The following is a 16,578-nucleotide window of genomic DNA, read 5'->3' as shown; positions in this document are numbered from 1 at the left end:
TAAAGTTTACAATTTAATCGTTCTGCAACCTCTGCAAAAGCCGATCCATCGCCCGATAGCCTAATGCTTCGGCAAGATGGATTTGTTGAATATGCGGTTCGTTAGCCAGATCGGCAATTGTGCGGGAAACTTTTAAAATCCGATGATAAGCACGCACCGAAAGTCCTAATTTTGTTAGTGCATTTTCTAGAAATAGCGCATCTTTTTCTGCAAGGCGACAATCATGTTCGATTTCTTTGGTGGTTAATTTAGCATTAATTTTACCGGCTCTCGCCATTTGTAATTCTCTTGCCGAAAGTACCCGCTTGCGTACTTGCTCGGTGGTTTCACCTCGGTTATCGCTACTTTGTAATGCGCCTTTTGGTAATAAAGGGACTTCAATTGATAAGTCAAAACGGTCTAAAAACGGGCCGGATAAACGATTTAAATAACGCATCACTTGTTGCGGAGAAGTACGATTGTGCGTGCCTTGATAATGTCCTGTTGGACTAGGATTCATTGCCGCAATTAATTGAAAACTGGCAGGAAATTGCACCTTAGCATTGGCTCTGGAAATAATAATCTCTCCGGCTTCCAACGGCTGACGTAATGCGTCTAACACTTTACGTTCAAACTCAGGCAATTCATCTAAGAAAAGCACGCCATTGTGCGCCAAACTGATTTCACCAGGTTTAGGAATGGAACCGCCACCGACTAATGCCACCATAGATGCACTGTGATGTGGTGCTCGAAACGGGCGTTCTTTCCAGTTATGAAAATTCAATTCATTTTGTACTAAGCTAGTGACCGAAGCAGTTTCAATCGCTTCGTCATCACTCATTGCCGGTAACAAATCCGCCAAACGGCTGGCGAGCATCGTTTTGCCGGTACCGGGAGGACCAAGGAAAAGTAAATTATGTTGTCCGGCAGCCGCAATCATCAACGCTCGTTTAGCGTGTTGTTGCCCGATAATATCGGTTAAATCACGTTTTACAAGCGGTTGAATTTCTTGTGTTTTTTGCGGAATCTGCTGAGCAATCGGCAAGCTATCCCGCTTATTCATAAAATTGACCACCTGCAATAAGGAACTGGCAAAATAGGTTTCGGCATTCGACACTAACGACGCTTCATTCACATTCGGGCGGGCAATAATCATCTGTCGTTTGGCTTTTTCGGCGGAAATTACCGCCGGAATCACACCATGAACCCCTCGTAACGCACCGGTTAAAGCCAGCTCCCCTAAAAACTCAAACTGTTTTAAGCGATCCGAATCCATCTGCCCTGAGGCAGCTAAGATCCCAATTGCGATCGGCAGATCAAAACGCCCACCCTCTTTAGGTAGGTCCGCCGGTGCAAGGTTAATCGTGATCCGTTGTGGAGGATACATAAAATTGGCATTCATTAATGCGCTACGCACCCGATCGCCCGCCTCTTTTACCGTGGTTTCCGGTAAGCCGACAATGGTTAGCCCCGGTTTCCCGTTACTCAAATGCACTTCAATCGTTACCAACGGTGCTTCTACACCAATCGATGCACGGCTATAAACAATGGCTAAAGACATCTTCCCTCCTAAAAATTGTTAGGAGGGTAAAAGATAAATGTTCTACGTCACAGCAACAAAATCGCTTTTCTCGATCAGGATCGCAAAAGTAAATTTCTTTTCTATTAAATCCAAGCTAAAAATCCTAAAAGCACTAAATATAGAGTTAGTTCCGGTGATTAAAACGTTATAATAGGACATCAATATTCAGCAAATGAGGGGCAAAATGAAAACACAGGATATTATCATTATCGGTGGCGGTATGGTCGGGGCAGCGGCGGCGCTCGGCTTGGCGAAACAAGGGTTAAATATCGCGTTAATCGAAAAAAATCCGCTTCCCTCATTTGATGCAAATGCCGCTTATGATTTACGCATTTCCGCTATCAGTATTACCTCGGTCAAACTGCTTGAAGAACTGGGCGCTTGGCAGGCGATTAGCCAAATGCGAGTTTGCCCGTATGACGGTTTGGAAACTTGGGAAATCGAAGGGTTTAATACCGCCTTTCATGCGGCGGAAATCGGCTTGGATAAGCTCGGCTTTATGGTGGAAAATAATGCGATTCAGCTCGGTTTATGGCAAGCCTTAAACCAGTATCCAAACTGCCGACAAGCGGTCGGCTTTTCGCAAATTTCTGCAAATTATCACGAACAATTGTGGACGGTAACCGTTGATGAGCAAACATTTACCGCCCCATTACTGATTGCGGCGGACGGCGCAAACTCACAAGTGCGTAGCTGGGCAGGTATTGGGCTAACCAGCTGGCAATATCGCCAACATTGTTTACTTGCCACTGTGAAAACCGAATTACCGCAACAATCTGTCACTTGGCAACACTTCTTCCCGAGCGGCCCTCGTGCATTTCTACCATTATCCGAACATAACGGTTGTGTCGTGTGGTATGACGCACCGCAACGCATTGCTCAGCTAAAACAACTGTCTTCAGAAAAACTCACCGCCGAAATTCAGCAACATTTCCCTGCCCGTTTAGGCAAAGTGGAAGTAGTAAATGCCGCCAGTTTTCCGCTGACTCGCCAACACGCTCAACATTATGTCAAAAACGGCGTGGTATTGATTGGTGATGCGGCACACACGATTAATCCGCTTGCCGGACAAGGCGTCAATCTAGGTTTTAAAGATGTGCAAGTGTTATTGGAAGTGATTGAACAAGCGGTCAAAAAAGGCGAAAACTTTGCAAATGAAGCGGTGCTTAAACGTTATGAACATAAACGTAAACCCGATAATTTATTGATGCAAACCGGTATGGACGTTTTTTATAAGGCATTCAAAACCGAGTTATTGCCGGTAAAAGTCGCCCGAAATTTAGGCTTGGTACTGGCGGAAAAAATCACACCACTCAAGAAAAAAGCATTGCGCTATGCGATAGGTTTATAGCTTTTCATTACAAGCGGTCAAGTTTTGCAAATTTTTTGCGAAATTCGACCGCTTGCTGTTTTCGCAAACACTCAATTTAAGTCAATAACGTTACCTTTTCTAAAAAACACTTTCAATTAAGTACAATATATAATCAAGCTAAGTTAAAATAGTTTGTAGTTTATTTCCTACTTATCTCATAAGGAGATCATCATGAAAAAAGTACTCGGTACTTTATTGGTATTATCTGCAGCGAGCGTTGCAGTCGCTAAAGAAGTGAATATTAAATTTTTAGGCACATCGGATGTTCACGGGCGTATCCTACCTTGGAACTATGGCGCGGATATTGAGGACAAATCCGGTTCTTACGCGCAAATTTCCACCTATGTAAAAGAGGTACGCCAAAATAATAAAAATGTAGTGTTAGTCGATATCGGTGATGCGATTCAAGACAACCAAGTGGAAGTTTTCGCTAAAACGAAAAAATACTACAAAGACAACCCGGTTCCTAAAGTATTAAACGAAATGAAATACGACTATTTTATTTTAGGTAACCACGAATTTAACTTCGGTATGACCGCTTTAGATGAAATCATTAAAGACATTAATGCCAAAGTATTAACCGCCAACTTCTACTACAAAAAAGATGGTAAACGTTACGTTACCGCCACCGATATTATTGAAAAAGACGGTGTAAAACTCGGTTTAATCGGTTTAACCACACCAATGTCGGCAACCTTCGAAAAAGATACCCATCACCTTGATGAGATGAAATTCAGCTCACCAAGCGAAGAAGCGAAGGCACAAATTGCCGAGTTAAAAGCGAAAGGAGTTGATGCGATTATCGTGTTAGCGCATATGGGGATTGAAAACGAAAATAATATCCCTGATACCGGCGTGGCGGATTTAGTCAATAACGTGGACGGCATTGATGTGATTATCGCCGGTCATATGCACAAAAACGTTTCAGCGGAAACGATTAAAAATACTCTGATTACCGAACCACACCGCTACGGTACGGTTGTTTCCGAAGTAGATTTAGCCTTTGATGTCGCAGATGACGGCAAAGTGAAATTACTTTCAAAAAATGCAAAAACCGTACCGGTTAAAGCATTGGCTTCAGATCCTGCAATCGAAAAAATTTACCAACCGTATCATGACGAATTACGCCGTTTGAACAATGTGAAAATCGGCGAAACAGCACAAACCATGATTCCGCAAGGTAAAAATCACGGTGTAGCGATTGCCTTCACGCAAGATACCGGTTTATCTTCATTGATTAATGACGTGCAACAACATTACAGTAAAGCGGACGTGGTGTCTTTTGCCTTCGACCACCAAACCGTACGTTTAGACAAAGGCGATATTAAGAAAAAAGATATTATCTATAACTATCGCTATGCGGGCGGTGATGTGAGCGTGTACGAAGTGACCGGCAAACAGCTCAAGGCGTATATGAACTGGTCGGCAGATTACTTCGATACAATTCAGCCGCAAGATAAAGACTACCGTATCAATGAAAAACGCGGCAAATCGAAATATGTCACATTTGATATTTTCGGCGGCGTAAAATTCAACATTGATTTACGCAAACCAAGTGGCGAAAAAATTGTTGATCTTAGCCTTGCAAACGGCACCGCAATCACTGATGACAGCAAAATCAAACTCGGTATGAACTCATATCGTTATGAGCAGCTCATCAAAAAAGGCGGCGTATGGGAAGGACAACAAATCCCGGTATTATGGGAATCTAAAGTCGCAATGGGCAGCGAAGCCGGCACCATTCAAAATATGATGATCGATTACATCTCTAACGTGAAAAAAGGCAAAGTAGAAGGCGTGTCTCACAACCGCTGGAAAATTGTCGGTTTAGAATAATTAATACAAAACAAGCGGTTAAATTCCTCAAGATTTTTGCAAGAAATTTTGGAAATTTAACCGCTTGTTTTTTAATATTAAGAGGCTATATGAGGCTTTGGAAGTTTTTCTGCAATCCAAAGTTTAATCAATGCTTGCCGCGGAACACCTAAATGTTGCGCTTCTTTATCAAGACTTTCAACCATCCATATCGGGAAATCAACATTGACACGTTTACTTTTTTGATTAGGGCGATTAGCACTTGTTAAATCAAGATATTCAACAATATCTTCCTCATTATCATCAAATTTCCGCTCAAATTCCAAACTATGTGTTTTCATAAAGCTCTACCTCTTTTTTTCTTGAACGTCTAACTGAAATTAAACGTACATTTTTACCTCTAACGGTAAAAATTGCAGACCAATGTTTTTTATTAATCTGTCCAATAGCTAATAGCCTATGCTCAGGATCGTTCATAACAGTAAAAGTTAGCAATTGCTCATCTTTCCATAATTGTTTTGCTTCTTCAAAGTCTATACCATGCTTTTCTTTATTTATTCGACTTTTATTAGGATCATATTCAAACATATTATTCCTTTAATATATCAATATCATACCTTTTATATACCGTATAGCATAATAGATCAAATTTCTGAACTCTTATACAAAAATTTTAAGAAATCAACTGCTTACAGCTGTAATTCAATTAACAAAGAATAGTATTAATACATATTAACTTATGCGGTACATGATATTCGAAAAAAATCCCTCTTTAGCAAAGAGGGATTTTAAAGAAATTAAGTAGTTAATATAAAAGTAACGCAAGGATTAACGCTTACCAAACATATTGCCTAAGCCGCCGAGTGCGCCCATACCGCCGCCCATCATACCTTTCATACCGCGCATCATTTTCGCCATACCGCCTTTACGCATTTTTTTCATCATACGTTGCATTTCATCGAATTGCTTGAGCAATTTGTTTACGTCTTGCACCTGTGTGCCGGAACCTAATGCAATACGACGACGGCGAGAACCTTTAATAATATCCGGATTGGCACGCTCTTTCAGAGTCATAGAGTTGATGATCGCTTCCATTTTTACGAACATTTTATCATCCACCTGATTTTTCACATGGTCAGGCAAATTCTTCGCGCCCGGCAGTTTATCCAACATCGACATCATACCGCCCATTTTCTTCATCTCGATCAGCTGTTCACGGAAATCCTCAAGGGTGAAGTCGTCACCTTTCTTAAATTTCTGTGCCATTTTCTCGGCTTTTTCTTGATCGACCGAGCGTTGTAAATCTTCGATTAACGATAACACATCGCCCATACCAAGAATACGTGAAGCGACACGATCCGGATGGAACGGTTCTAACGCATCGGTTTTCTCACCCACACCGAGGAATTTAATCGGTTTACCGGTGATTTGACGAATAGATAACGCCGCACCGCCACGTGCATCACCGTCCACTTTGGTTAAGATTACACCGGTAAGCGGTAGGGCTTCGTTGAAAGCTTTCGCCGTATTCGCCGCATCTTGACCGGTCATCGCATCCACTGTGAAAAGCGTTTCAATCGGGTTTAATACACGATGGATTTGCTGGATTTCTTCCATCATCTCGCCGTCCACGTGTAAACGACCTGCGGTATCCACAATCAAGACATCAAAGAAATTCAGTTTTGCGTGTTTTAGGGCAAGCTCGGCAATTTCAACCGGCTTTTGTGTGGTTTCCGTCGGGAAGAAATCGACTTTTAACGCTTCCGCTAAGGTTTGAAGCTGTTTAATCGCCGCCGGACGATAAACGTCGGCGGATACCACTAACACTTTTTTCTTATGACGTTCTTTAAGGAATTTCGCTAACTTACCGACCGAGGTGGTTTTACCCGCACCTTGTAAACCTGCCATTAAAATGACCGCCGGCGGTTGCGTTGCGAGATTTAATTCCTCATTCGCTTCGCCCATTGCGATTTCAAGTTCGCTTTGTACGATTTTGAGAAATTCTTGACCGGGCGTTAGGCTTTTATTGACTTCCGTACCTAATGCGCGTTCTTTTACTTTATTGATAAATTCACGTACTACAGGTAATGCAACATCAGCTTCAAGTAACGCCATACGTACTTCACGTAACGTATCTTTAATATTATCTTCGGTTAAGCGTCCTTTGCCCGTGATATTACGTAGCGTTTTCGACAATCTGTCGGATAGATTTTCAAACATAGTGTTCTCTTTTGCAAAATTTTTATGAAATTCGACCGCTTGTATGCGGAAAAATGGCTTTATTATACAAAAAATTTGCATTTCTTGTAGGAAAGAATCCGCTTAAAATGTTGATTCGATTTTCTTTTCTAAAACTTCAGGCTATTGGGAAAAAAATAATAGGGCAAGTATATAAAAAATGCGGCACTACTTGTTAAAAGTAATGCCGCAAAACAGACGATATTCGAGGAATCATTTTATTTATTATTTTCTATAATGATACTCTGACTAGTGATAATTTGCGAAGGAAAATTTCAGATATTTTCTAAGAATTGGAGAGAGATCACAAAATTTCGGCAATCTTTATTATTTAATATACAATTTTACTTTTTGCCGAGATAGAAAGAATAAAACCCCGATGATTTCTCATCGGGGTTTCCGAATATGGCTCCTCCTGCGGGACTCGAACCTGCGACATATGGATTAACAGTCCACCGTTCTACCGACTGAACTAAGGAGGAAAAGATGGTGCCTCGAGGCGGAATCGAACCACCGACACGGGGATTTTCAATCCCCTGCTCTACCGACTGAGCTATCGAGGCAACTTATCGTTAAGAGTGGGTATTATGCAATTATTTTTGTCTGCCGTCAAGCCGACCAAGATAATTTTCTGAAGAAATTTACATCCGATCCACTGATAAACCGAAGCCCCGATGAAAATCATCAGGGCTTCCGAATATGGCTCCTCCTGCGGGACTCGAACCTGCGACATATGGATTAACAGTCCACCGTTCTACCGACTGAACTAAGGAGGAATAGATGGTGCCTCGAGGCGGAATCGAACCACCGACACGGGGATTTTCAATCCCCTGCTCTACCGACTGAGCTATCGAGGCAACGTCTTGTTGCGGGGTGCATTATGCTGATTTAGCCCCACTTCGTCAAACATTTTTTTAAAAAATTTAAAAAAGTCTGTCCAAACGTGCTTTTTTTGTACTTTTTGCTTTAAAAAACAACAGATTATCGAATATGCAAATATTTCTCACGTGCTTTCGATACTTTCTTCAAGTAATTTCGAGCTTGGCTTGACGGGTGTGCAGTCGTCAAAATTCGATAAACCGCATCCGGCGAAAGCTCATTAATACGATCAATCGCATCATATTTATCATAATCGAATACTTTAAGCACCGAACCCGCCCCGCTGTTATAAGCGGAAATCATTGCATAACGTTTAGCGGTCGGATTGGTGATTCCTTCCAAATATTCATCACGCAAAATCGCTAAATACAACGTACCCGAATCGATATTTTGTGCAGGATTATATAAATAAGCGCGATCCGGTTGTCCGTCAAAACCTTTACGCGCAAAAATATCGCGTCCTGCGGTACGCGGTACGACTTGCATTAAGCCGATAGCGTTCGCATAACTGACCGCATACGGGTTGAATGCCGATTCGACTTCCATAATCCCTAAGATCAAGCTCGGCTCAATATTGTAGCGTTTTGCCATTTTACGTACTAACGGTAAATATTGGCGTGCACGCACTTCAATATGCCCTTCCACCATTTTAATCGCCACATAAGTTACCGTTCTGCCGTTTTGCAGACGGCGTGTTTGCATTTTATTTTGGATTAAATAAGTCGCAAAATCATTGGCAATCGCAATATTGTTAATATCACGTCCGAATTGATCGTTTACCTGACCGGCAAGGAACGGATTACTGCTAATCGGCGCATCGCCTGAAGCGAACAAGTCGATCCCTTTCGGGTCTGATCCCATCAACAAGGTGTGAATAATACTGTTACGTAAGTGATTTTGGTCACCTAAAGTTTCAATCGTGATTTGACCGTCTTCAAAGGAAATATGGCTACGCGTGTAAAACTTATCCGTATATTTTACGTAATCTTTTTTACTTGCAACTAATAGCTCGTTACTTCCCCAAATATCGTCAATATTATGCGAAAACTGCCCCGTTAAAATATCTAAACCGTTAGTATCTTTAGTGTTGTAGTCCACACGAGTTTTGGTTCTTTTACTCTTTTTAGGAGAACTACTGCCGCAAGCGGCTAAAAACGGAATAATCAACAGTAGCGGTAAATATTTAGTATATTTTTTCATTAGAAATTAATACCTTGTTACTTCTGTTCGACAGGAACATAACCTTCAATCTGAACCTCTTTACCTTCAAACAAAAAATTCACCATTTCCGTTTCAAGCAATTTACGGTGTTCAGCATTCATCATACTTAATTTTTTCTCGTTCACGAGCATCGTTTGTTTTTTGATCCATTCCGACCACGCTTGTTTACTAATAGAATCAAAAATACGCTTACCCAATTCGCCGGGATATAATTGAAAATCTAAGCCTTCGGCTTCTTGCTTTAAATATTCACAAAATACAGTACGAGCCATTTTTTATTCCTTATTAGTGCTAGTTAGCGTTAAACTGAGTTCGTCCAAAATACGTTTTACGGGCGTTGCCAAACCTATTTCGCTCGGTAATTGTAAATCATACCAATAATTAGCGGTTGAAGATACCGAAAGGCGATAATTTCCGCAATTTTCTTGTACGACAAGCGGTTGATTTTGTGCATTTTTTTGCAAATCCAGCTCTACCAAAATCGGGGTAATATCCAAATGAAAGTGGCTGAATGTGTGGCGAAATGCGATTAATTGCTGAGATATTTGCAAATTCTGTTCAGCAAGCGACCGCTTAAGCGTATCCAAATCTTCAAACTGCGGAAATACGTATAGCCCGCCCCAAAGCCCTTTGGCTTCACGCTGTTCCAATAAAATCTTGTTACCCTCTTTGATAATCAAAAAATACGCCTGACGTTCGGGCAAAATTTTCTTCGGTTTTTTTACCGGAAATTTATCCCATGCTTCAAACCGATTCGCTTCGCATAAATTCGCTAACGGACATAACGAGCATTTCGGTTTGCTGCGGGTACAGACCATTGCACCGAGATCCATCATCGCCTGATTAAAATCGGCAACTTGGCTATTCGGCGTAACGCTTGCAGTTAATTGCCACAATTTATGTTCTACACTCTTTTCACCGCTCCAGCCTTCCACCGCAAACGCACGGGAAAGCACCCGTTTTACATTGCCGTCTAAAATCGGATGCGGTGCATTTAACACGGACGATAAAATCGCCCCTGCCGTACTGCGCCCTACGCCGGAAAGTGCCAAAACATCATCAAAATCGGTTGGGAACTCACCATTAAATTGATCACGAATTTGCTGTGCCGCCTTATGCAAATTTCTGGCGCGTGCGTAATAACCTAAGCCCGTCCACAAATGCAACACTTCATCAATATGCGCATCGGCTAACTCCGTTACCGTCGGAAAACGTTCGATAAAACGCTCGAAATACGGAATAACGGTTGCGACTTGCGTTTGTTGTAACATCACTTCCGACAACCAAACCCCATATAAAGTTTTATTTTGTTGCCAAGGTAAATGTTTCCGCCCATACTGTGCGAACCAAGCTAATACCGCTTTGGCGAACGGCTGAGCCGGATCGGATTGAGCCGGCGGAAACTGCGATTTTGTTTTCACTCGAAACCTTTTAAAATAGAAAGTGTAATCAGACCGTGCATCATAACCTAAGCGGTCGTATTTAACAGTTTTTTTGCAAAACTTTTATAAGGAAAAATTATGCCAACCCCGATTCTCGGCTTCCATCACGTGGCAATTATTGCCGCTGATTACACAAAATCTAAACACTTTTATACGCAAATTCTCGGTGCGGAAATTATTGAAGAAACCTACCGTGCGGCACGTGAAAGCTATAAGCTCGATCTGCGTTTTGCCGACGGTTCGCAAATTGAATTATTTAGTTTTCCGAATCCGCCGCAACGCCCAAATAGCCCGGAAGCCTGCGGCTTGCGTCATTTAGCGTTTCGTGTGAAAGACGTGCAACAAGCGGTCGAATTTTTAGCAAAAAATGCGGTGGAATGTGAACCGATTCGAATTGATGATTTAACCGGTAAACGCTTCACTTTCTTTAAAGATCCGGACGGTTTACCGTTAGAGTTTTATGAAATTTAAGGGTTGAAAATTTAAGCAACTCGGCTTATAGTAAGAACACGGCAAGCAAATGCCTGCCGTGTAGTTGGTTTAGGTTATTACTGCGCTGGTGAGCAAACAAGTAATAACACTAAAAAGATAATGATAAGCCAAAATGCTTTCATTTCTCGTTCTCCTTTATCAGATTGTTAAACAAAGCTGATCGAGATTAAGTTATTACCTGACCCGCCAGTCAGGTAATAACAACCTGACCAACCGTTAATCAGTTTGCACAAAAACCGCTTTGCAAAAAGCGGTTTTTTTCTTTATAAATCAAAGACTATTATGCAATTTCCTTCTCTTTCTTGCGGTATATTGATCAAACGCTATAAACGTTTTTTAGCCGATATTCTGCTACCCAACGGTGAACAAATTACTCTCCATTGTCCGAATACCGGCGCAATGACCGGCTGTGCTACCGCCGGCGATACCGTTTGGTTTTCCACCTCCGATAATCCGAAACGCAAATATGCCCACACTTGGGAACTAACTCAAACCCAAACGGGCGATTTTATTTGTGTGAATACCCAACGAGCCAATCAGCTCGTGCAAGAAGCATTAGAAAAACAGTGGATTGCCGAACTTACCGATTACCAAACTATCTTGCCCGAACAAAAATACGGCACGGAAAACAGCCGCATTGATTTTCTGCTCAAAGCGGACAATCAGCCCGACTGTTTTGTGGAAGTAAAATCCACTACCTTACTTACTGAAAACGGTTTGGGGATGTTCCCCGATGCCAAAACGGAACGTGGGCAAAAACACCTACGAGAATTGGCTGCGATTGCCGAATCGGGGCAAAAAGCGGTCATATTTTTTGCGATTTTACACACCGGTATCCAACGTTTTGCCGTGGCAAAACAGATTGATCCGCAATATGCCGCCTTATTTGAACAAGCGAAAAACGCCGGAGTAAAAGTATTAGCCTATAAGGCTCAAATCGAATTAGCACAAGGTAAGCCGGTGGCGATGAATTTGCAATTTTCTTGTGAAATCTGACCGCTTGTCCTTGAAAAAGACAAATTTTCCCCCATTTAACACCACAGTTTTCCCTAAAAGAAAGGACAAGGATTTAATATGACAACGATCGTATGTGTTCGCAAAGACGGCAAAGTCGCTATCGGTGGCGACGGACAGGCAACACTTGGTAATTGTGTAGAAAAAGGCACGGTACGCAAAGTGCGCCGCATGTATAAAGATAAAGTGGTCACCGGTTTTGCAGGCTCAACCGCCGATGCGTTTATCTTACGTGATTTATTCGAGAAAAAATTGGAGTTGCACCAAGGTCACTTAATCAAATCTGCGGTGGAACTGGCAAAAGAATGGCGTACCGAACGTTCGCTTCGCAAATTAGAAGCGATGATGATTGTGGCGAACGAAAGCGAATTTTTACTTGTTTCGGGCTCTGGTGATGTGATTGAACCGGAACAAGACGTGTTAGCCATCGGCTCCGGCGGTAACTACGCCAAAGCTGCGGCACTTGCACTACTTCGCACTGAAAACAATTTATCCGCAAAAGAAATCGTGGCGGAAGCATTAAAAATCGCCGGTGATATTGATATTTACTCAAATCATAATCACGTAATCGAAGAAGTTTAAAAAAATGTCCCCCTCTTTAGAAAAGAGGGGTTAGGGGAGATTTGATGACAGGGTCAGATTTTCACATGAGCGTAATGCTATTCTGCCAAATCTCCCCCTGCCCCTCTTTGCTAAAGAGGGGAGTTATTTAGAAGGAACAAAAAATATGTCAATGACCCCTCGTGAAATTGTGTCGGAATTAGACGCGCATATTATCGGACAAAACGAAGCAAAACGTGCGGTGGCAATTGCGCTACGTAACCGTTGGAGAAGAATGCAATTACCGGAAGATCTCCGTCAAGAAGTTACCCCGAAAAACATTCTGATGATCGGTCCGACCGGTGTGGGTAAAACTGAAATTGCACGCCGCTTGGCAAAATTAGCTAATGCACCTTTTATCAAAGTTGAAGCGACTAAATTCACTGAAGTGGGTTACGTGGGTAAAGAAGTCGATTCAATTATCAAAGATCTGACTGATGTTGCAGTGAAATTAGTTAAATCACAAGCGGTCGAGAAAAACCGTATGCGTGCGCAAGATGCGGCGGAAGATCGTATTTTAGATGTGTTATTGCCGCCGGCAAAAGATCAATGGGGTAACGTACAAGAAAGCGATAACAGCTCAACCCGCCAAGTGTTCCGCAAAAAATTGCGCGAAGGTCAGCTTGATGACAAAGAAATCGAAATCGATGTAGCGGCACAAGTGAGCGTAGAAATTATGACGCCGCCGGGTATGGAAGAAATGACTTCGCAACTTCAATCGTTATTTGAAGGTATGTCGCCGAACAAAACCAAAAAACGCAAAATGAAAATCAAAGATGCGTTAAAAGTGATGGTGGACGAGGAAGCAGCAAAACTGGTGAATCCGGAAGAGTTGAAACAACAAGCGATTGAAGCGGTTGAGCAACACGGTATCGTATTTATTGATGAGATCGACAAAATCTGTAAAAAAGGCGAACATTCGGGCGGCGATGTTTCTCGTGAAGGTGTACAACGTGATTTACTGCCGATTATCGAAGGTTCTACGGTCAATACCAAACACGGTATGGTAAAAACCGACCATATTTTATTTATCTGTTCAGGTGCATTCCAAGTGGCTCGCCCGTCAGATTTATTACCGGAATTACAAGGTCGTTTACCGATTCGCGTCGAATTAAAATCACTGACCAAAGAAGATTTCGAACGTATCCTTACCGAACCTAACGCTTCATTAACGCTACAATATCGTGAGCTAATGAAAACCGAAGGTGTGGAAATTGAATTCACTAAAGACGGTATCAGTAAAATCGCCGAATCGGCATTCCGTGTAAACGAAAAAACCGAAAATATCGGTGCTCGTCGCTTACATACCGTATTAGAACGCCTGATGGACGGCATTTCCTTCGATGCAAGCGAACGCTCAGGCGAGAAAATCGTCATCGATGAGAAATACGTACAAGATGCGTTAAATGACGTAGTAGAGAATGAAGATTTAAGTCGTTTTATTCTTTAATTAACGGATAACAAGCGGTCAAAATTTGCGGATTTTTTGCGAACTTTGACCGCTTTTAATATACGAGAGAAAATGAAATACTTTTATATTTTATTAGTTCAATTTGTTTTTTTACTTTTATTCAATAACTCTCAAAAACAAGAATTTTATTTTGATGCTGCATTATGGTTAATACTAAACCTATTTGCACTATGCTATATTTTATACGATTTATTTTTAGATAAAAAACAAATAAAAAGCATAAAGAAATTATATTCCATTATAACATCATCCATTGTCGTTACATTATTTACCTTATACTATAATTATCTTATAGGCCTGCTTTATATAAATTACTTCGAAATAACAGGAATAAAGAACACTCTATTCATTAGTAATGGGTTCTTATCTAATACAATCATACTACTAACAACTATAATATTAATAAACATTTCCTTTTTATTATATATAATAATATCAATACTTATCCTATTTTTCCTACAAGCCAGTATTATTCAAAAAGAAGGTCAAAAATATAGAAAACCCATTATAACAGTTAGTTTAATTTTATCATTTATTTCTATATTTATATCCACCTTGCTCGTAGTAAAAAAATATGAGAATCCAGATAATATTGTTAAAGTAATAAAACATTACTTATATGAATACCAATACTTTGATAATGAAACAAGCAAAGGAATTTATATTTGTAGAAACTTTGCAGATGTTAAAGGAAGTATATATCTAGAGAATAACTTATCTTCACGAGAAGACGATCAGATTAAAGTTTATCCTTTATTTTCGGAAGACAAAGCATCTTATGTACTAAAATATAATCAACAATATTTTTTTAAGATAGATAGTTGTATGTAGTATAAAAGGATTTATCCCCTATGGTGAACTCACTTGATGAGGAGTTTTATTTGTACTTATATCTATCTTAATTGATTTAGCCTTACTCCCTAAGAAAGATTAATGACAACTTGAATTTTCGATTAAAATAGAAAAGGCTGAACCTTATTTTGATTCAGCCTTTCTTTCTGATTTATAGATTAAAATGATCTCCCTCGTTCCATTCTACTTGATACAATCTGATTAAAATAAGCTGAAGTAATATATTGCGGCTGATAATCTCCGCCTATTTGACGTAAATTTCGATAAAAACCACGTAGATGGTTACGCGAACCTTTTTCTAAGAATTGATAAATCATTTTAATATCGTTTTGTGTTACGCTTTGTTGAGCTTTCTGCAAGTCGGCAATATCCAAATATTCAATTAACATACCGACTTTGAGCGCTTCCATGAGGCTCTTTTCACCTTGCTGAGTCAGTTGGTCATATAATTTTTGTAACTCGGGATGATTGAATTTACCCGCTTCATTAGGGATCGAATCAGTTACTTGGTACTGATGCAATAAATTCGCTACCGCTTGAGTATGTATTTTCTCCGCATTGGCAATATTTAAGAAAACCGGCGTTTTCCAGCGGTTGTATAAATGGATATATATATCGTGCGCTAATTTTTCCTCTTCTCGCATATAACGTAAAGAGTCAATTTCCGTTTGGCTTAGTACGGATGCGGTGGTTTTAGCGGCTATATTTGTTGAACGATTGGGAAAAGGTGTTTCGACCGTTGCCCAGCTGAAAGAAGAAAAAGTCACGATACCGGCCATTAACATCGGCATAAGTTTTACGTTTTTCATAATAACCTCCTCAGATTCAATAGCATTATTTGCTATTGTGCTTAGGCTATACCCCAAATCTTAAGAAAAACTGAAGAAAAAATAATCTTTTCGGCTAATCGGGACATAAGCGGTCGAAATTACGAAAAATCTTGCAAATTCAACCGCTTGTTTACCGCTTAAGCTCTCCTTTCCATATTTCCTTGTAAGAGCTTACCTATTGTTACGTCCCTTATAAGTATCATAATTATTTATAAGGAGACATTATGCAAAACTTGCTAACTAAATTTAAAACATCGGAAGTAGATATTCTGATCCTGCGTTTATCAATTTTTATCGTCTTTGCCACATTCGGGATTTTTAAATGGTTTGATTTCGAGGTGGAAGCACTTAAACCGTTAATTTCTACTACTTGGCTTAATTTTCTCTACGATTGGTTCGGCTTTCACGGCGCAAGTTACCTACTGGGGGTAATTGAAGGTATCACTTATATCGGTTTATTTGTCGGTATTTTCTATCCTAAAGCCGGCATTATCGGCGCGTTAGGATTAATCGGCACCGGTTTAGTCACGCTTAGCCTACTAGCACAAATCGGATTTAATAGCTTTATCTTTAAGGATTTCTTACTTATCGGCGGGGCGATTGTACTGTTAAAACATGATTTAAATAGAGCGTTTCCGTAACATATCCATAAAACGATAAGCGGTTAAATTTCCCGAATTTTTTGCAAAATTATAGAGGAATCTAACCGCTTGTTTTTTTATTCTCTGCTATCTCTTCCTAGAAATGATAGAGCTCCTCTATGACGAGAGCTTATACAAACTTTCAGTAGG

At 40.6% G+C, this 16,578-nt stretch carries 16 protein-coding genes and 4 tRNA genes; 8 read left to right on the top strand and 12 right to left on the bottom strand.

Features of this window, described 5'->3' with window-relative positions; genetic code table 11:
• Positions 1-13: 13 nt before the first annotated feature.
• Positions 14-1,540: a YifB family Mg chelatase-like AAA ATPase gene (locus tag NYR63_RS09610; RefSeq protein ID WP_279457319.1), complete on the bottom strand. Its 1,527-nt coding sequence runs from the start codon at positions 1,538-1,540 to the stop codon at positions 14-16.
• A gap of 205 nt (positions 1,541-1,745) precedes the next feature.
• Between NYR63_RS09610 and NYR63_RS09605 the strand changes: the two genes are divergently transcribed.
• Together NYR63_RS09605 and NYR63_RS09600 are read left to right on the top strand one after the other, a co-directional pair.
• Positions 1,746-2,912, top strand: a complete 1,167-nt coding sequence (locus NYR63_RS09605) for an FAD-dependent oxidoreductase (RefSeq protein WP_279457318.1) — start codon at positions 1,746-1,748, stop codon at positions 2,910-2,912.
• Positions 2,913-3,104: 192 nt separating this feature from the next.
• Positions 3,105-4,769, top strand: a complete 1,665-nt coding sequence (locus tag NYR63_RS09600; RefSeq protein WP_279457317.1) for a bifunctional metallophosphatase/5'-nucleotidase — start codon at positions 3,105-3,107, stop codon at positions 4,767-4,769.
• A gap of 77 nt (positions 4,770-4,846) precedes the next feature.
• On the opposite strand, the gene brnA is transcribed toward NYR63_RS09600, so the two are convergent.
• The 10 genes from brnA to mutY form a co-directional block, all read right to left on the bottom strand.
• Complete coding sequence (brnA, locus tag NYR63_RS09595) at positions 4,847-5,089, bottom strand: type II toxin-antitoxin system BrnA family antitoxin (protein ID WP_279457316.1); 243 nt, start codon at positions 5,087-5,089, stop codon at positions 4,847-4,849.
• Positions 5,076-5,336 carry a BrnT family toxin gene (locus NYR63_RS09590; RefSeq protein WP_279457315.1) on the bottom strand — a complete coding sequence of 87 codons (261 nt, stop codon included), beginning with the start codon at positions 5,334-5,336 and terminating at the stop codon, positions 5,076-5,078. The genes brnA and NYR63_RS09590 overlap by 14 nt, the downstream gene beginning before the upstream one ends.
• A 240-nt stretch (positions 5,337-5,576) precedes the next feature.
• A complete protein-coding gene (ffh, locus tag NYR63_RS09585) occupies positions 5,577-6,968 on the bottom strand; it encodes a signal recognition particle protein (RefSeq protein WP_005609177.1) in 1,392 nt (463 codons plus the stop codon).
• Between the two features lie 424 nt (positions 6,969-7,392).
• A tRNA-Asn gene (locus tag NYR63_RS09580) sits at positions 7,393-7,468 on the bottom strand.
• 5 nt (positions 7,469-7,473) lie between these two features.
• Positions 7,474-7,549 (bottom strand) — tRNA-Phe (locus tag NYR63_RS09575).
• 137 nt (positions 7,550-7,686) lie between these two features.
• A tRNA-Asn gene (locus NYR63_RS09570) sits at positions 7,687-7,762 on the bottom strand.
• A gap of 5 nt (positions 7,763-7,767) precedes the next feature.
• Positions 7,768-7,843: transfer RNA gene (locus tag NYR63_RS09565), tRNA-Phe, on the bottom strand.
• A gap of 124 nt (positions 7,844-7,967) precedes the next feature.
• Complete coding sequence (gene mltC / locus NYR63_RS09560) at positions 7,968-9,065, bottom strand: membrane-bound lytic murein transglycosylase MltC (RefSeq protein ID WP_279457314.1); 1,098 nt, start codon at positions 9,063-9,065, stop codon at positions 7,968-7,970.
• A gap of 17 nt (positions 9,066-9,082) precedes the next feature.
• The gene (locus tag NYR63_RS09555; protein WP_005599252.1) at positions 9,083-9,358 is read right to left on the bottom strand and encodes an oxidative damage protection protein; all 276 of its coding nucleotides are present in this window, start codon (positions 9,356-9,358) and stop codon (positions 9,083-9,085) included.
• 3 nt (positions 9,359-9,361) lie between these two features.
• Positions 9,362-10,507, bottom strand: coding sequence for an A/G-specific adenine glycosylase (gene mutY, locus NYR63_RS09550; RefSeq protein ID WP_279457313.1), 1,146 nt, complete (start codon positions 10,505-10,507; stop codon positions 9,362-9,364).
• A gap of 99 nt (positions 10,508-10,606) precedes the next feature.
• Here mutY and gloA2 point away from each other — a divergent pair, with 99 nt between their 5' ends.
• The 5 genes from gloA2 (at position 10,607) to NYR63_RS09525 (ending at position 14,936) form a co-directional block, all read left to right on the top strand.
• Positions 10,607-10,999 (top strand): SMU1112c/YaeR family gloxylase I-like metalloprotein, encoded by a 393-nt coding sequence (gene gloA2 / locus NYR63_RS09545; protein WP_279457312.1) that lies wholly within the window; start codon positions 10,607-10,609, stop codon positions 10,997-10,999.
• A gap of 303 nt (positions 11,000-11,302) precedes the next feature.
• A complete protein-coding gene (gene sfsA, locus NYR63_RS09540; protein ID WP_279457311.1) occupies positions 11,303-12,016 on the top strand; it encodes a DNA/RNA nuclease SfsA in 714 nt (237 codons plus the stop codon).
• Between the two features lie 78 nt (positions 12,017-12,094).
• A complete protein-coding gene (gene hslV, locus NYR63_RS09535) occupies positions 12,095-12,616 on the top strand; it encodes an ATP-dependent protease subunit HslV (RefSeq protein WP_005618211.1) in 522 nt (173 codons plus the stop codon).
• Between the two features lie 145 nt (positions 12,617-12,761).
• Positions 12,762-14,084, top strand: a complete 1,323-nt coding sequence (gene hslU, locus NYR63_RS09530; RefSeq protein ID WP_018652450.1) for an HslU--HslV peptidase ATPase subunit — start codon at positions 12,762-12,764, stop codon at positions 14,082-14,084.
• Positions 14,085-14,156: 72 nt separating this feature from the next.
• Complete coding sequence (locus NYR63_RS09525; protein ID WP_115587743.1) at positions 14,157-14,936, top strand: hypothetical protein; 780 nt, start codon at positions 14,157-14,159, stop codon at positions 14,934-14,936.
• Between the two features lie 179 nt (positions 14,937-15,115).
• Here NYR63_RS09525 and NYR63_RS09520 read toward each other — a convergent pair whose 3' ends face one another.
• Positions 15,116-15,766, bottom strand: a complete 651-nt coding sequence (locus NYR63_RS09520) for a DUF2202 domain-containing protein (RefSeq protein ID WP_279457310.1) — start codon at positions 15,764-15,766, stop codon at positions 15,116-15,118.
• A gap of 245 nt (positions 15,767-16,011) precedes the next feature.
• Between NYR63_RS09520 and NYR63_RS09515 the strand changes: the two genes are divergently transcribed.
• Entirely contained in the window at positions 16,012-16,428 is a 417-nt protein-coding gene (locus NYR63_RS09515; RefSeq protein ID WP_279457309.1) for a DUF417 family protein, read from the top strand.
• Positions 16,429-16,578 lie beyond the last annotated feature (150 nt).

The organism is Actinobacillus genomosp. 1, from assembly GCF_029774175.1.
Lineage (GTDB): Bacteria > Pseudomonadota > Gammaproteobacteria > Enterobacterales > Pasteurellaceae > Actinobacillus.
This window is presented reverse-complemented; position numbering and strand designations above follow the sequence as displayed.

Coding starts and splice junctions, on each gene's coding strand:
- gloA2 (WP_279457312.1), top strand. CDS start 10,607: ATGCCAACCCCGATTCTCGGCTTCCATCACGTGGCAATTATTGCCGCT.
- brnA (WP_279457316.1), bottom strand. CDS start 5,089: ATGAAAACACATAGTTTGGAATTTGAGCGGAAATTTGATGATAATGAG.
- mltC (WP_279457314.1), bottom strand. CDS start 9,065: ATGAAAAAATATACTAAATATTTACCGCTACTGTTGATTATTCCGTTT.
- ffh (WP_005609177.1), bottom strand. CDS start 6,968: ATGTTTGAAAATCTATCCGACAGATTGTCGAAAACGCTACGTAATATC.
- hslV (WP_005618211.1), top strand. CDS start 12,095: ATGACAACGATCGTATGTGTTCGCAAAGACGGCAAAGTCGCTATCGGT.
- NYR63_RS09600 (WP_279457317.1), top strand. CDS start 3,105: ATGAAAAAAGTACTCGGTACTTTATTGGTATTATCTGCAGCGAGCGTT.
- NYR63_RS09520 (WP_279457310.1), bottom strand. CDS start 15,766: ATGAAAAACGTAAAACTTATGCCGATGTTAATGGCCGGTATCGTGACT.
- NYR63_RS09525 (WP_115587743.1), top strand. CDS start 14,157: ATGAAATACTTTTATATTTTATTAGTTCAATTTGTTTTTTTACTTTTA.
- hslU (WP_018652450.1), top strand. CDS start 12,762: ATGTCAATGACCCCTCGTGAAATTGTGTCGGAATTAGACGCGCATATT.
- sfsA (WP_279457311.1), top strand. CDS start 11,303: ATGCAATTTCCTTCTCTTTCTTGCGGTATATTGATCAAACGCTATAAA.
- NYR63_RS09515 (WP_279457309.1), top strand. CDS start 16,012: ATGCAAAACTTGCTAACTAAATTTAAAACATCGGAAGTAGATATTCTG.
- NYR63_RS09555 (WP_005599252.1), bottom strand. CDS start 9,358: ATGGCTCGTACTGTATTTTGTGAATATTTAAAGCAAGAAGCCGAAGGC.
- NYR63_RS09590 (WP_279457315.1), bottom strand. CDS start 5,336: ATGTTTGAATATGATCCTAATAAAAGTCGAATAAATAAAGAAAAGCAT.
- NYR63_RS09610 (WP_279457319.1), bottom strand. CDS start 1,540: ATGTCTTTAGCCATTGTTTATAGCCGTGCATCGATTGGTGTAGAAGCA.
- NYR63_RS09605 (WP_279457318.1), top strand. CDS start 1,746: ATGAAAACACAGGATATTATCATTATCGGTGGCGGTATGGTCGGGGCA.